The sequence below is a fragment of the Ferruginibacter profundus genome (assembly GCF_054783275.1).
Window position 1 is genome coordinate 1,995,348 of the sequence record NZ_BAAGQW010000001.1, and the last position, 17,050, is coordinate 2,012,397.

A 17,050-nucleotide genomic window follows, 5' to 3' on the forward strand; every position below is an offset into this window, starting at 1 on the left:
TTTTAGTAATCATGGTTTGTTAACGACTGGTGAACAGAAAATTCCTTTAACGTTTTCTTATCTAAAGAAAAATTTTCTGGCATGCTATTCTAATAACATTGTACAAGCAGCCACTTAAAACACTGCCCCCAACAACATGAAAAAATTTTTTACTCTTGCTGTACTTAGTTTAATAATTATTACCAGCTCCAAAGCACAAATCAGTTACGGCGTACAAGCCGGTGTAAACATTGCCAACTGGCAAGGCGATGCACTCAACAGTTTAAACAGTGTGGTTGATCTGTCCAACGGTTTTATAGGCACTAAAAGCAGAACAGGTTTTCACATTGGCGGCTATCTCAGCATTCCCATCAGCGAACAGGTATCATTTGAACCCGGCTTACAATATTCACAAAAAGGCTATGCTATGAAAGGCGATTTAAAAATTGATGCGCTTAAATTTTTAGGTGTAAACGCCAGCGCAAAAGTAGAAGCGAATTATATTGATATCCCTTTGATTGTAAAAGCAGAAGTGGCAAAAGGCCTGAGTATTTATGCAGGTCCGCAACTATCTTACCTGGCTAAAAGCAGCCTGCATGTAAACACCAGTGTGTTAGGTATTTCTTTACTCAATAAAAGATTAGACCTTACCGATAATTTTAATCGTATAGATATTGGTATTGCCGGTGGTGTAGGCTACCAGTTTGATAATGGCTTTAACGTAAAAGCCGGTTACGATTACGGCTTATCTAAATTAGACAAGAACGATAATTTTAAAGCTTATAACAGGGTGGTAAAACTTTCGGTTGGATTTAGTTTTTAGTGGCTATACTTTCGGTTAGGGCGGCTCCCGTAAAAAGGGGCCGCTTTTTTTACCCCCTCCGCCCCCTCCTGATAAGGATCGGGATAAATTCCGGGGGAACTGGCACCTTTACATTCCTCTGATCTTTATTTTATAAAAACTTCATGGCCGCCTTTTCATGGCATACTTTCTGTTTACGCCATGATTTTCCTTAAATTTGCAGCCCGGATAACTGGTTTACTGATTAACTAATAAACCAGTAGACCAATTAACCAGTTAACCAATCAATCAAATTCATGGGAAGAATATTTGAAGTAAGAAAAGGAGCCATGTTTGCCCGCTGGGATAAAATGGCAAAAGACTTTACCCGTATTGGGAAAGAAATCAATATTGCTGTGAAAGCCGGCGGTCCGGATCCGGATAGCAATCCTGCTTTGCGCAGATGCTACCTGAATGCCAAAGCCTGCAATATGCCGAAAGACAGAGTAGAGGCTGCTATAAAAAGGGCAATGGGTAAAGACACGAGTAGTTACGACGAGGTTGTTTATGAAGGATATGCGCCGCATGGTGTTGCCTTGCTGGTAGAAACGGCAACAGATAACCCTACAAGAACGGTGGCAAATGTGAGAATGCATTTTACTAAAAGTGGCGGTGCGTTAGGAACAAGTGGTAGTGTGGCTTTTACTTTTAACCGAATGGGAGAATTTAAAGTAAAAAATGCAGGACTGAATATTGAAGAGCTGGAATTGGAATTGATCGATTATGGTTTAGAAGAAATAGGAGAAGATAGCGCCGGAAATATAATCATCCGCACAGCTTTTGCTGAGTTTGGACATATGGCAAAGGCATTGGAAGAAAAAAAGATCGAAGTCATTACAGCCGAACTTACACGTATACCAATGAATTTAACAGAACTGGACGAAGAAGCGGCTAATGATGTATTGAAATTAGTAGATAAATTGGAGCAGGATGAAGATGTACAGAAAGTGTATCATAATCTGAAATAATAACCAGGCACTATATTGTATTAAAAGCCGTCTTATGCAGATGGCTTTTTTATTTTAACCGGTAATAAATATTTTTTGGAAAGGTACTACAACAAAAAAGCCCTGATAAATAAAACTATCGGGGCTTTTGTTGTACTCGGGATGGGAGTTGAACCCACACTCACATTACTGTGAACAGGATTTTAAGTCCTGCGTGTCTACCAGTTCCACCACCCGAGTGTGGTAGTGAAAAAAAATCCCGACGAGTCGGGATTATTTGGAGCGGAAGACCGGGCTCGAACCGGCCACCCCGACCTTGGCAAGGTCGTGCTCTACCAAATGAGCTACTTCCGCAATTGTGTTGTAAGAACTTTTGAAAATTTAAGCTGGGAACCCAGCTACCGTTTTTCGGACGGCAAAAATAAGGTTTGTATTCTCTACAAACAAAAAAATTTACTTGTATTTTGGATTGTACAGGGTATTTTCTGGTACATTAACCTCTGGTTTACCCTTGTAACGGTGAGTATATAAATTATAGCACATACCAATAACAAAAGCTAAAGCCAGGAATACCTGGCAAAACCAGATAAAACGGGATGATGATACCCAGTTGTGGGTAAAATCTTTGTGTGCAGTTTCTATAACTTCCTGTTCCATGTTTTTTAAAATTTGCAGTGCAAAAATAAGGTGTATGCTTCAAAAAAACTTATTTGTTATCAACAATTTCTGAAAAGGTTTTTTTCTTTTGTACAAAATACTTCCATACCACCAGGCCTTTGTACAACCCGTAAGGCTTTCCGTGTTTGTGTACCGGAAAAACAGACTGCTTTTTTTGCAACAATAACCATTTAAAAAAATGCAGGTGTGCTTTTAAAACCGCCATGAAGTAGCCGCTATCCCCTTTCAGTAAATTCTGCCAGGCAGAAACGGCATCTAAACCTAAGCGGAAAGATATCTTCCACAAAGCATTACCAAAGGATAAATTTTTTGCCAGCATTACCAGGTTGTTCCTGAAGTTGAGGAATGTTTTCCTGCTGTTGCCTTTGGGTAATGTACCACCGCCTACATGATATACCACAGATGCCGGCTGCACATACACTTTGTGCCCCGCCAGTTGCATACGCCAGCAAAGGTCAATTTCTTCCTGGTGGGCAAAAAAATATTCGTCTAACCCACCCATGGCATGATACACTGCTGCTCTTACAAATAATGCAGCCCCGCTGGCCCAAAAACAAGCCCGGGCATCATTGTATTGTCCCTTATCTTCTTCACAAAAATCAAACACCCTTCCTCTCATAAAAGGATAACCCAATATATCCAGCCAGCCGCCGCTTGCACCGGCGTATTCAAAATGTGTTTTATTATGAAAAGCCAGTAGCTTGGGCTGACAGGCAGCAATGGCAATATCACTTTCCATTAATTCAATAACAGGTGCTATCCAGTTGGGAGTTACCTCCACATCACTGTTCAATAAAACATAATAATCGCTTTGTACCTGCTTTAAAGCGGTATTATAACCTTTTGCAAAACCTTCGTTGCTATTGTTGATGATAATTTCTACCTGGGGATATTGCGCTTTTATAAAAGCAACAGAATCGTCGGTGGAAGCATTATCTGCCACTATCACCCTTTTGTTATCGTATACCGATGCCATTACTGATGGAAGAAATTGCTCTAAGAATTTTCTTCCATTCCAGTTTAAAATAACGATTGCAACAGATGGCACAGGCTTCATTTATATGCAAACATAAAAGATTTTATTTTCCAGATTTAAGATTTTAGTTTTACAGTAATGGTACGTCAATTTTTAAACTGGAGAACAGCGCTGGCATTTGTGGCTATTGCCATTGTAACCGGCACCGTTTTTTATTCCAATTACCTGGCAAAAAAAATTGCTGCCGATGAAAGGAAGAAGGTAAACGTGTGGGTACAATCTTTAAAAACCAGGAGCAGTACCACCGAGCCTTCGGCAATTGAACTTACCAACATCATTACCTCCGAAAATAAAGAGATCCCCATTATTGCCACAGATGAAAATGATAGGGTACTCGGTCCCAATGATTATTCCAACCTGGATTCTAACAAAGTAAAAGCCGATACCAATTATTTAAAAAACAAGATAGCAGAATTTAAGAGCCAGCACGATCCGATAAAAGTAGAGATCAGTAAAGACCCGTTGTACTACAATAAATATTACTATGGCGATTCGGAATTATTGCAGCAGGTGCGCTACTACCCCATCATTCAGCTGATCATTGTGGCTTTATTTATTATTATTACATTGATCACCGTATCCACAAGAAATAAATCTACCCAAAACCAGGTATGGGCGGGTATGGCAAAAGAAACGGCGCACCAGTTGGGCACACCACTTTCTTCGTTGCAGGGTTGGGTGGAAATGCTGAAGGACGATCCGCACAATGAAAAAATTGCGGCCGAAATGGCAAAAGACGTGGATCGCTTAAAGTTAGTAAGCGACCGTTTTGGAAAAATCGGCAGCACACCACAACTGGAAGAAAAAAATATAGTTGAGCTGGTAGAAAATATGGTCGCCTATATCAAACGCAGGGCTCCCGACAAAGTAAATTTCAGCATCAATAGTTTTGATGAAACTGAAATTGCAGGTATGGTAAATGCACCTTTATTTGACTGGGTGATTGAAAACCTCTTGAAAAATGCACTGGATGCCATGGAAGGCAAGGGCTCTATTGGTATTGTAATCAAAAATGAAGTGGCCAATATTGTGATTGATGTAACAGATAGTGGTAAGGGCATCAGCAAACAAAATATTGCCAATGTGTTTAAACCGGGCTTTACCACTAAAAAAAGAGGCTGGGGACTTGGCCTTAGCCTGAGTAAAAGAATTATTGAACAATACCATAAGGGAGAATTATTTGTAAAACATTCCGAACCCGGAAAAGGTACCACATTCAGGATTGTGCTGAAAAAATAGCCCATGATTACAGAGGTAAAAAAAAATCCGTGTTAATTCGTGTAATCTGTGGCAAAATGTATTTTATCCGCTAAATTTGCAATCCCAAATCATGGCCGGGTGGCGAACCTGCCTGCCGGCAGGCAGGATTGGTAGATGCGCTACCTTGAGGTGATTAATTTATGTTTTGTGTCTATGCAATTAAGAGCTTGACAAAAAACTATATTTATGTTGGATGACAAACAACATAAAAAGAATTTAAAACGAGGGCTGAAGCTAGAAAGAGAGAGAAATATTTGAAATCTGGCATTGGAAAAGAATTTCTAAAGTCAATATAAATACCATGGCCGGGTGGCGAAATTGGTAGACGCACCACCTTGAGGTGGTGGCGCTGGAAACGGCGTGCTGGTTCGAATCCAGTCTCGGTCACTAAATCAGAGTTAAGGTAATCTTCATGAAGATTACCTTTCTTTTTTTTGGAACAATACCTTTACCGGTGAAGGGATTATGGCAAATAAAATTTTTGTTCTTTCAGTTCGAACAATGCTTTTTTATCAAACAGGATTCCTTTAGCGAATAGCAGATAACAAGCCATTGGCCCCGCCCTTTTAAGCATTACATGTAATACCTATGCCTGGCTTAGTTCTTTATAAATTTCGCCGTAGTGATGCTGTTGTTCTGTATTAATGAAATAAAATAAATACCCGGCGGAATATCATATAATTGCAATGTATATTTGGCCGAACCAATATTTTCCACTTTTCGTACAATCTTTCCTGATATATCAGTTATTCTTATTGACCCGGGGGTTGAAGATGCCATATAACAGGTTAAAGTACCTGTTGTAACGGAGGGGCTAACCTCGAATTTTCTATTCCCGGGTACATTTGCTTTTACAATAGCAGAATAAGAATAGCGGCCACTTTTTTCTACTATTTTCAGGCGATAGTAATTTATTCCGGGAGAACTATTTTGCTGTATAAAACAGTAATTTTCGATTGTATTCAGGTTAGCGGCTTTTTGTGTAAAGATCGTTAGCCAATTATTAAGCCCGGTTGCGCTCCATTGAATTTCATAAACTGCAATATCCGTTTCATTTTCGGCTTTCCAGGATAATTTCACGCCTTCATTTATCATCTCAAAGGCAAATGCACTTACGGTTACGGCTAATGTACCTCCCGCAGCGCCATTATTTGTATAATAAACGGGACCAAAGCTATTGAAGGGCCCGCTATAAGTGGCTGCAGGAAACACAATCTGGGACCCCGGATTTCCGCCGTTAATAACACCCCCTGCATTAACCTGGATAATGGCAAGGGCAGAAAAACCCAGTTTGGCCCCAACGGCAAATGTTAATGTACCAAAAAGATTTAAACCGCTTAATTGAGCTGTATTATTGGCTGTAACCGTAACAGTAATTCCGGAAGGAATTATTACATTATCTCCTGCACCTGGTGGTCCTCCTGCAGGGCTCCATGTTGAAGCCGCTTCAAAATTACCATTAGTTATTGCTGTATACGTAACCGCATAACTTATCCCTGCGGCAAAGGACAGTAAAAAAAACAGTAGCGCCTTCTTCATAACAGAATTTTTAAAATAATGAAATCGATTTGGCATTAGTTTACCTTATGATCAATAACAACACTAAACTCAAAGGAGCAGTATTGTAATTAAACAAAACAAAAAAGGTTTTAAGGAGGAAGTTGGTAATGTACTACCAACTCTTGTAAGGTTTATTCGGCTGCTTATGAAAGACTACCATAAGGCCATTGAGAAACAACGCTGATTGAATATGAAAATAACATAAAAGATTTATTTTACCAAAATATTTTACTGGCTTCATTCAGAGCCAATTTTAAAAACATGATTTTTATTGAATAACTTATATTCTTTCTGAATAATTAACCACTAATTTACCTTAGGAAATTTTCGGGTACGCATTACTCTAGTTATCCAATTCAGTAATATATCAATTTTTAGCGGTTTACCGATTTTAAATGACTGCGGTAAACAACCAACAAGCATCTCCCCTTTGCCATACCGGAATTGTACCTTGATTACTAAAAAAGTGCTTAACACTTGTTAAGCACTCTGGTCGTTTGTAAAATGCCGCCCGTTTTCCGGCAGTATTTTTAAATTACAATGCAGTTATTTTTTTAAAAATGTTGTTCCTCCTTTCTCCCCTGCTATCCTCACATAATAAACCCCGCTTGCCAATTCACTTACCGGCATAGATATACTCTGTCCATTTCCGGTAGTTTTTGTGTACACCAATTTGCCGTTACTGCTAAATACATTTACCATAGTGTTTGCATTGCAGTTCCGGGGCAATACAATTGTCAATATATTCTGTACAGGGTTAGGATAAACCGTAATAGCCGGCCCGCCTGCATTACTGATTTTTATAAGGCTGAGGTTGCTGTATACATACCTTTCATTTATATCAATAATTTTAAGCCTGTAATAATTATTGCCTGCAACAGCGTTGGTATGCAACCATGAATAGTTAGCAGGTATGCTGCTATTGCCTGTTGCCGTTACTGTTGCCATGGAAGTAAATGTTCTGCCATCTTTTGAATACTCTATAACAAACCTGTCCAGGTTTTGCTCTGTCAAAGTTTTCCACATTACTCGTACATTATCATTTTCTTTGGTTGCTGTAAAAATTTCAAGCGTTACAGGAAGCGGCTGCAACCAGTTTAAAGTATAACCGGCAGGTGTAGGGTCTTGTTTACCTGCCGCATCTATAAAGGCATAGTTAAAAAAAACTGAGGTAGAACCCAAGGTTATACCTGTAAACGAAACCAGTGCAGGATTGAAACCTGTGATCTGCTGCCCGGCAGCTATAGCAACACCATTATACAACATCATAGCATTAGCAGGCAGATTAGTAATTGCAATGGTGTTACTGTTACCCAAAGTTCCATCTTCAAAATCACTGCCACTAACGGCATTGGTTACCGTACCTGCAGGAATTATGCCCCCGGCTGGATAAGAAACTGCCTGAATTTTCGGATCAGTATCCGGTAATTTTTCTATGCCAAAATCGTAGCTGCTTAAATTTGAGCCCAGCAATAACGGCAATATTATTTCCTTGTTTGCTAAAGCGCCTGTTTCCGGAGTTACACCTGCCTGGTTTTCAGAAACGGATACATACCCGTTAGGCACACCGGTAGCTGGTGGCAAAGCACCGATTGTACCTTGTGTGGCAGAAACCTGTAGTTTCATATTGGTAGTTGTAGCAAGTTGTGGAAAGCTGGCAAATATGTAAGTACCATCTGCCAGAATTGGAGTGGTAGCTAAGACTTTTCCATACTCGTCAAGCAAATTAATATAGTAACCACTGTTCAATACATTGATTTCAGCACCATCTGTAATTCCGTTTCCGTTGGCATCGTCCCACAACTTACCCTGGATGGTTACCGGACAGTATTTAAATCCGGTGATTTCATTAGTTCCCACGCTAGTGGATATATACCCCCTGTTGCCGGTAGGTTCAGTAATTCTTGCCGTATAAAAAATACTATCCACGGCGGTAGGAAATTCCATTATAGCAACAGCATTATAGTTATAATCGCACCAGGCATTACATGGCCCTGACGCCTGGAAACCACTGGACACGTCAAAAATCCACGCCTTGTTACCCATATAAAAAGAACGCATGTCATTAGTAGTATTATCAGCATACCCGTTACTTACATAAATAACAGGCTTTACTTCTGCTCCATTATTGTATCCTATCACTTTTAAACTTTCATAGGTATCCAGGTCCAATACAGCGTTATTTAATTTCTGAATGTACATTTTTTGGCCATTGGTATTTTTAAATGCCACACTTATACCTATTGAATCATTATTAATACCGTTAGCAGCAGACGAACCTCCTATTTCCAACACAGGATTTTTATACTCCAGGGTCGTTGGAATAGGTTGTCCTCCTCCTGCACCTGCAACGGTATAGTTTGCAGGTGCGTAAATATCCGGGCTTACACTGTAAGAAACATTATTGGTAAAATATCTTGCTGTTACTTTTAAGAACGGAACCTTTGCACTGGTACCCGAACTTTCTACTATTGTTGTTCCGTTTGCCAGGGTGGTTCTGCTACCTCTGAAGTACCAGGTAAATAATGAATCTGATGCGGCACAAAGAGAAAAATCAGGAATAGTAAGAAATCCGTTTTTTTGAATACCAAAATTCTGGTTTACAATATCAGCTCCCAGAGTGGGCATATCTGCCGTCATGTAAGGTGATGTATTTGTCCATGCAGCAGGCATCTTAATGGTTGAATAAGTACCGATATTATCCCCGACATTTCTTGACACCGTATCTAAAACCAGGTACACATTAAGGGTAAGAAGGGAACTGAAAGGAGAAGAAATATAAGTACCGTCAGGCGCAACTGAAGCTTTAGCTACAATAATATCCAATAAGGTTACCACATACACATTTAATGTACCATTGGCATTGGTACCCGTTTCTGTTCCTGTTTGTATATTAGAAAAAGTCCCCTTGGCACTTCCATCTAAATCATTATAAACAGTACCGCTAACGGTGTTTTGGGCAATGGCAACATTGCCAAATAAAAAACTCACCATCGCAAAAAAAATGCGAATGGTGAGTTTTTTGGGTAAGCATGGGATTGGGTTTAAAGTCATTTTGTTTTTTTTAATTCAAAACAAAAGTAAACAGGGCTTTTACTCCCTTCACTACCTCTTTGTGTACTCAGCAACTACCTTTTTGTTCCTGCTTATTTTTATCAGCGGATAGTAAAACGAATACTTTGCGTATGTTACCTGATGCAATTGCAATATATACTTACCCAATAAAAAGAGCCGCCATTTTACCGGCGACTCCTTTCTGCTTGGCTATTCTGACTTTATTAATAAATTAATGAATCACCTGGATTTTATAAACTTCACTGCCTGCGTTTCCATTGGTAACACGTAAGTTATATATACCAGTTGCCAGGTGCTCACAATTAATGGTATTAGTACCATTAATTAAACTTATGTTCTGCACTAACTGTCCCTGGCTATTAAACAATTGTCCGGATACTTTACCAGTATAATTGCTCAGGCTGATATGTACTGCAGTGCTTACAGGGTTAGGGAAAATAATAATATTGGCAGTATTACAATTTGCGTTAACCGTTACCGTTTGGCTGTATTTTGGAGTAGCAATATCTGAACTTAAAAGTTTAATGCGATAGTAAGACCTGCCGGCGGGTGCAGGATATGCATATTGATAACTGCTGTTATCTCCTTTTGCTGCCACCTGTGCAATAGTACTAAAATTCACACCGTCTTTACTATACTCTGCTTCATACAGGCTTGAGCCGGGTTCAGCAGCACTCTTCCAGTTAAGTATCACTTTACAATCCTTTACCCCTGCTGCAAACTCATTTAAAACAATCGGTAGCGGATTTGATGCGCCATTATTACTTGCAAAACCAAACGTGGAGAAGTTTTGAATGCCTGTATATTCCACATAACTAATTCCATCTTCGGTACCGGTAGTTAAGCCTGTATAAAAAGCGGCCCCGGTAATTGTTGATCCTGTATTGGCAGCAATAGCAGCAGCAGCATCTCCTTCAAATTTAAACCACTTCTGGCTTACTACAGGTGCCGGCACAAGTGAAGCACTTAATTCTGCCGGATCATAAAACACCCTTACTTTCATTCCGCCACCTGCAGTATATGTACCTGCGGTAGGATCTGTTATTGTAAGCAAACGTCCCATAATATTCACAGTACTTGTAGCTCCGTTGCTTACACTGTAAGGAGCTGCCTGGTAAGTTACATTTCCTGTAAGATTTGTTGGAATGGCATTTCCATTGGCATACAGTGCAAAAATTTTCTTTGTACCATCACCAAGGCTTAAACCTGTAGTACCACTTGCTGCAGTACCATCAGAATAGTAATACTGCCACCCTTCCTGCGGGCAACCGCTGTATACAGGTACTGCTGTAGCAGCAGCAACAGGCAGGTAAACATTACCCTCTGGTTTTATCTGCACTCTTGCAAATGAAAAATAAGAGGTACCTGCAGGAAATACGGTATTACAAACATAGTTTGATCCTTCTACTGTAAGAATTGTTGTGGTAACATTTGTGGTAAATGCTGCATCGCTTGCTGTAACCATGCACAATTTTGTGCAGGAGCCTGCAAGAGATACTGTACCAATTATACCTGCACCATCAACACTTATTTTTACCGGTTGGGTAAAATTAGTGGCCACGGTCTTCCATACACGCTGCATTCTGTTATTCATACTGGGTGCATTATACACAAATGCAGGAGCAGTAAGTGCTGTTATGTCTGCACCTAATGTATTGGTTTGTCCGTTATCGCCCCAAACAAGATAGCTTAAATCATTAGCAAATACATTGCTGTTACCTGTGTTAGTAGTTGCAATAGTACCTAAGCCAATAGTTACCTGGCTGGTTACTGGTGTGTTTACACTACGGCTTTGTTTTTGTATTAATGCCTCGTTATCATCACGGCCTATACCGGCAACATTATTCTGGTAAGTAGTACTGCCTGTCCACACTGTTGTTGCCCTTGTGTTTACATAATCTAATGGGCTTGCAGTACTGCCTTGCGTAATACCATATTTAAGCGCCAGGTAAGAATTTATCCTTTGCACATTGTTGGGTATACTAACCGGGTTATTGTAGAGAATTATTTCACCAATACTTCCCGGCAAATAATTAGCGCCACCGCCCGAACCAACGTTCAATAATTGATCGGATGTTAAATAGGTGCCCGAATTGCCAAAAGTCGCTGTACTCATATTACCATTTAAACCTTTCTGACCAGTAGCTGTATTTCTTGCACCGGCCATAGAAGCCAATGTTACCTTATTAGCAACAGCAGTAGCAGCTGTAACCGTATTTTGCTGAATATAAAAAGTACCGGCATCAGTATAGGTAGCAGCATATATGCCACCCGAGTTTGAAGCATAATTGTATACGGGTACACCACTTGTTGAAGATGAATTATATACTACGAATTGTGAAGAAGGCGCATCACCTGAAGTAGTTGTAATTGCACTAAGCGGAATATTGCCGGCTGCACTTATAAGCTCATCGTTCGATCCGTCAAAAGTAACCACGGGGTTAAAATTAAAAGCATTACTAACGGTATTGAATACCGGCTTTTTAGATGCGGTAGCCTGTTGTACTTTATAACCGGTTGCATTCCTGGCTGTCCACGTATCTGTTGCCCCGGCAACATAGTTTGAATCTGCACTCAGCCATACACTAAGGTTAGCTGTAACACCACCTGGTGCAATTATTTTATGCCCGAAAGTAAAATAGGTTGCATTGGACAAAACGCCGGTGGAAACATCTGCATATAAATAACTGCCATTGGTTGCTAAAGGATAATAAGTTTCATTAGCGGCATTAAATGCACCGGTAGTACTTACTATTAAATAACTTTCTGATGCAGGTATTACACCATTGGTGGCAGCAATACCTACACGTATAGTTTTACCTGCAAGCCCTGAACCGGAAAGTTGTACTTTCCATTTTTTATCCAGTATAGTATTAAAGCCTTGTACAGAAACACTATAATTAGCATTATCTGTAAGTACAGGTGCAGCAGCCTGGTTGGCGCTCCATACTAAAGATGATTTATCTGAAGCTATGGTATTGGTATTTGCTGCATTGCTTATTGCAATAGTACTAAGCCCCAATGTTACAAATGCATTATCATTTACACTTTGAGATTGTTTTTGGTATAGTCCCGAAGCATCATCACGGCTGATACCGGCAATATCATTGATATAACCTGCATTGTTTGCGGGTGTCCACATATCATTGGTTGCTCCTGCATCCGAAAATACATAGCTGCTTGTACCTGCTGCCAGCGTAATACCATATTTTATACCCAGGTAAGAGTTTACCCTTAATTTTTCTGTAGCACTTAACGGCCACGGATAGGTGATTACTTCTGAGATAGCACCATTCCAGCCATTTGGCCCGTCAACCTGGCTTCCGATATAAAAATCATTATTGTCATTTAAATACCTGTTTGTTCCGGCATCAGTAATGGCGGTAGCAGATGATGCGCCATTAACAAATTGGCTGTTGTTTAATGTAGTTACCAGGTTATTATTCTGATAATCCTGAACAGCGATTACCGGCTTTTTAATAGTAGTAAATACATCAGCCGGGCTTTGTACTGCTGTAGCCGGATAGTTGTTACTACCTGATCTTAGTTTATTATTTACCTGGCTTATAAAATTCATAGTAGCTGTTCCAAAATCATCCCCGTAGGAGGTTATAACATCTGCTGAACCTGTTGCAAGGCTTAATCTTGAAGCCACGGCAAAACTGGTAGTACCCTGTTGGGCATAAGGCAGGTTGTTGGCATCGTCTGCAGATTCAAGATTACCCGACCCGCCAAATTCGATAGTTGGATTAAAATTTTGCAGGTTGGTGCCTGTACGGTAAATGGGTGAAGTTCCCCCTGCCGTAAGATTGGTAAGATTACTGTTGGTGGATTGATCTGCCCAGGCACTGGCTGCTGCACCTTCACTACCGGTAACGCCGGCATCTGCTTTGTGCCAGGTACCCAGCAACGGGTCCATAAATAATTTATTATCGGGTATTTGGGCAAAACCGGTACCGGCATCTAAACCGGCAGTATTCCCTTTCCATTGAGGCTGGCAAAGATTTGGAAGTGCCCCGCCGCTAAAACGTATCTCTATACTATGCGTTCCAGCTGCAAGGTTTTGAGTATTAATTGTTGCTGCTGCCCCCCCAAATTCATCGGCATACGCAAGATTTCCGTCAATAAATATGGCGCCATAATCATCAATATTCTGCATCTGGAATTGGTAGGCCCCTGCATTATTTATTATTAAGCTGCCTTTACCCACTACTGTAAAATTACCCGTGGCAAACTCTGAGCTTGAACCGGAACCCTGGAGAACTGTATTAAAGTTATACATCGTGTTGGTATAACCCACTTGTTTTAAACTGCCATAAGTACCGGCAATAATCGTGGCCCGGTCAGCCACAACACCATTGTATATTTCATACTTCATACCGTTAACACTTGCAGCTGGTGCAAATACACCTCCCGGTGCGGTAGCAGTACCTCCAAAACTAAAATAAGTGGTAGCATTATCACTGAAATCGTAATAAAAAAGATAACATGATACGCCATTTATTATTGCTGTACCCGAATTGGCAATAAGCCCGTAACCCGAAAAGCCTGAATTATTAGCATAAATAAGCCGGGGATTTGCAACACTGCTAAATGCGGTTACCGGGTAAGCTAGTGTAACAGTAGCTACGCCCCCTGCATCCTGTACCTTCCACGCTTCGGCCATTCTATACATAGTGCCCGAAACATTTACATTAATTGAAGTACTTAAATTATTATCGCCCATTATAAGCGATTGCAGGTTAGCACTAAAGTTATTGCCATTGACATCATTTGTAGCCGCAAAACCCGCTGTACCATTACTAACGATTAAGCTTGTACCCTGATTCTGACTTTGCGATTGCTTTTGATTTAATGCCGAAGCATCATCCCTCGCTATACCTACTATATTATTTTGAAAAACCGCATCTGCGGGCCATGTAGTTGTACCGGCTGAGTTGGTATAATTAATTAAATTGGAGGCATTGCCTAATGTGATGCCATACTTAACGGCAAGATAAGACTCCACTTTATTTCTTTCAGTATTTGACAAATCCCATGGATAATTAATTACCTCTGCAATATTCCCTTCTAAATAATCCGTTGTGGCAGTATTATCAACAAAGGAGCCGATAAAATAATCCTGGTTATCATTTATCTCAATACCTGCAGCGGTCTGTGTTGTGGTACCGCGTAGATAACCGTTTACATACTGCGAATTATTATTTGAAGCTGTAATTGATGTATTCTGGTATTTCATTACTGATAATACAGGCTGATTAGCCACTAAGAAAATATTGTTTGTATTTACGTTAGTGCCTCCGCCTAATCCGCTGTTCAGAGTGCCTCCGCTTTGCGAAATAAATGCAGTTGTTGAAGTTCCGTTATCTCTGCCATAGGATAACATATTTCCCACATCAGTTGTATTAGCACTGGATGAAACCACAAAAGTTGTTCTGCCTTGTGTGGCATAAGCTAAATTATAAGCATCATCATTGCTAAGTAAAGCCCCGTTATTGGCAAATTGCAAAGTAGGGTTAAAATTAAAAAGGCCGGTGGTGGTACTGCGGTAAGTTGGTCCCGTACCCACAGCAGTGGTCATATCTGTTTTAGATGTATTTGAAGACTGGTCAGCCCACGTAGTGACTGTACCTCCGTTTGCAACCGCAATGCCGGCGTCTGCTTTGTGCCATGTACCCAAAGTGGCATTGGTAAGCATAAATTTACTATCTGGCATTTGAACATACGAAGTGCCGGCATCAAGACCTGCGGCATTACCTTTCCAAACTGGTTCGCAGGTAACGCCATTGCCATTATCAGTAAAACGTATTTCAATCGTATGCGTTCCGGCGCTCAATACCGTTGGAGTAATGGTAGTAGCTACTGTACCCAATGCAGCAGAGTTATTTCCCCTGTACACTTCAGTTGTGCCATCTATTAAAATGATAGCCGCATCATTTAAAGAAGGTGCGTTCATGCTGAAGGAATAACTTCCGGCTGCAGTAATTGTAAACCCGGCCTTACCTACCAGGGTAAAATTATTGGCCAGTTCACTTGCAAACCTGTCGTCAAAATCATATAACGAACTGGTGTACCCTGTTTGCTTTAAAGTACCATAACTGGCGGCAGACAGATTTGCTACTGTTGTGGCACCATTATAAAGTTCGTACCGCATTCCGGGAACATTTGCAGCAGGAGAAGATACGCCACCGGGCGCCTGTGCAAAATTGTAATTTACCAGCAGCAATATCAATACTGTTAAAAGCTGGATTTTTTTCTTTGTAGTTGTTCTTTTCATTTTTCTTTTTTTTTGTATTTCTTTAAGCGCTGTTTTTTAAAAGGATACTGTGTAGCGTTTAAAAAAAATGGTTTTTCAAAAGGTATTCAGACTTAATTTTTGTGCAATTTTGAGCTATCAAAATCTGGGTAGTACTACCATGCAAAAGTGAATAAAACAATCCCCGAAAAAAATAGACTGGATTGACGTTTTTTATAGTTTCAACCGGTGCAACAGGTAGATTAAACAGCCAGCTGTACTAGTCTGTTCAGGCTACAATCACAGCCGTATTATTACTGCACATAGTCCAGGAAACACATAATTGACTGAATAATAATATTTTAAAAGTTTTATGGAGCCTGATTAATGAGCAGATCCGTGATATATTTTTATTATACAGGAGTATGATTTTTTTAAAATCTCTTATGGGGATTCGTTTCTATTTTTTTGAGAAAAAGCCGTTATACCCCTAATTTTTAGCGGGTAAATTATAAAAAAATGTCAGTTGCATCAGATTACATCTATTGGGATATTTGCTACATATTTTACCGGGATGTACAGGTTCATTTTTATGTAAAAATATACCCGGTAATAAATCAATTTACTTTTTTTAATGCAAAGCAATATTTTATGACGAACGCCTTAGACTTAAGCTCATTTAATGGAATTATCGTTGACGATCACGAACTTTTTGGACAGGGGTTCGCAATGATACTCAAGTCCATGGCTTTTAATAACACCCTTCATTTTACCAATACAGAAAGGGCGATGAATGAACTACAGGCAAATAATTACAATGTTCTGTTTATCGATTTACAGATGCCCGGTATTGATACCAAAGAATTTATAACTACTTGCAGAAAAAAGTACCCGTATTTAACTATAATTATTGTAAGTACTATTTCTGAAATAAATAGAGTAAAAGAATGTTTCACCTGGGGAGTAGATGGATACATCAGTAAATCTGTAAGCGTATTTGAACTAAATCTTGCTCTTGAAAGAACTTATGCCGGAGACAAGTATGTGAGTTCAGATTTAAACAGCAAATTGGCCAACAGTCTTTTTTTTCCTCCCCAAACCAATTTAACAGCTAAAGAACTTGTTGTTTTGAAGTTAATAGCACAGGGATATAAAGTGGATAAAATCAGTGAAATACTTTTTATCAGCTCATTTACAGTAATAGCTCATCGCAGAAACATAATGAAAAAATTAAACGTTCACACTGCCATTGAATTAGTAAAATATGCTTATGAAAATAACCTTAATTAATTCCCGGCAGTTACCAATAGTAAAAATGCCTCTTAATAATTCAACAGGCAACCATTTCAGCTTATAACACAATTTGTTGCCCACTTTTATTATGCTGATGTAGTAAATACCCGTGGCTGGTAAATTTGCTGTAAGCTATTTATAATACC

At 39.7% G+C, this 17,050-nt stretch carries 9 protein-coding genes and 3 tRNA genes; 5 read left to right on the forward strand and 7 right to left on the reverse strand.

The genetic code is table 11. From position 1 onward, the window contains the following. Positions 1–136 precede the first annotated feature (136 nt). Both ACYVM0_RS08485 and ACYVM0_RS08490 read left to right on the forward strand, forming a co-directional pair. Positions 137–802: a porin family protein gene (locus ACYVM0_RS08485; protein WP_460555382.1), complete on the forward strand. Its 666-nt coding sequence runs from the start codon at positions 137–139 to the stop codon at positions 800–802. Positions 803–1,077: 275 nt separating this feature from the next. Further along, a complete protein-coding gene (locus ACYVM0_RS08490; protein WP_460555385.1) occupies positions 1,078–1,788 on the forward strand; it encodes a YebC/PmpR family DNA-binding transcriptional regulator in 711 nt (236 codons plus the stop codon). A gap of 133 nt (positions 1,789–1,921) precedes the next feature. Here ACYVM0_RS08490 and ACYVM0_RS08495 read toward each other — a convergent pair. From ACYVM0_RS08495 to ACYVM0_RS08510, 4 genes are all read right to left on the reverse strand, one after another. Then, a tRNA-Leu gene (locus ACYVM0_RS08495) sits at positions 1,922–2,007 on the reverse strand. 38 nt (positions 2,008–2,045) lie between these two features. Beyond that, positions 2,046–2,121 (reverse strand) — tRNA-Gly (locus ACYVM0_RS08500). 99 nt (positions 2,122–2,220) lie between these two features. Next, positions 2,221–2,424 (reverse strand): hypothetical protein, encoded by a 204-nt coding sequence (locus ACYVM0_RS08505; RefSeq protein WP_460555388.1) that lies wholly within the window; start codon positions 2,422–2,424, stop codon positions 2,221–2,223. 49 nt (positions 2,425–2,473) lie between these two features. After that, entirely contained in the window at positions 2,474–3,502 is a 1,029-nt protein-coding gene (locus ACYVM0_RS08510; RefSeq protein WP_460555391.1) for a glycosyltransferase family 2 protein, read from the reverse strand. 57 nt (positions 3,503–3,559) lie between these two features. On the opposite strand from ACYVM0_RS08510, the gene ACYVM0_RS08515 reads away from it, so the two are divergent. Beyond that, positions 3,560–4,720, forward strand: a complete 1,161-nt coding sequence (locus ACYVM0_RS08515; protein WP_460555394.1) for a sensor histidine kinase — start codon at positions 3,560–3,562, stop codon at positions 4,718–4,720. Between the two features lie 324 nt (positions 4,721–5,044). Next, positions 5,045–5,128: transfer RNA gene (locus ACYVM0_RS08520), tRNA-Leu, on the forward strand. A 210-nt stretch (positions 5,129–5,338) separates the two neighbouring features. Here the strand turns inward: ACYVM0_RS08520 and ACYVM0_RS08525 are convergent. The 3 genes from ACYVM0_RS08525 to ACYVM0_RS08535 form a co-directional block, all read right to left on the reverse strand. After that, positions 5,339–6,280 carry a T9SS type A sorting domain-containing protein gene (locus ACYVM0_RS08525; RefSeq protein WP_460555397.1) on the reverse strand — a complete coding sequence of 314 codons (942 nt, stop codon included), beginning with the start codon at positions 6,278–6,280 and terminating at the stop codon, positions 5,339–5,341. 567 nt (positions 6,281–6,847) lie between these two features. Continuing rightward, positions 6,848–9,355 carry a T9SS type A sorting domain-containing protein gene (locus ACYVM0_RS08530; protein WP_460555400.1) on the reverse strand — a complete coding sequence of 836 codons (2,508 nt, stop codon included), beginning with the start codon at positions 9,353–9,355 and terminating at the stop codon, positions 6,848–6,850. 232 nt (positions 9,356–9,587) lie between these two features. Further along, on the reverse strand, positions 9,588–15,653 hold the full coding sequence (locus ACYVM0_RS08535; RefSeq protein WP_460555403.1) for a T9SS type A sorting domain-containing protein: 6,066 nt from the start codon (positions 15,651–15,653) through the stop codon (positions 9,588–9,590). A gap of 609 nt (positions 15,654–16,262) precedes the next feature. On the opposite strand from ACYVM0_RS08535, the gene ACYVM0_RS08540 reads away from it, so the two are divergent. Then, complete coding sequence (locus ACYVM0_RS08540; RefSeq protein ID WP_460555406.1) at positions 16,263–16,901, forward strand: response regulator; 639 nt, start codon at positions 16,263–16,265, stop codon at positions 16,899–16,901. Positions 16,902–17,050: the final 149 nt, after the last annotated feature.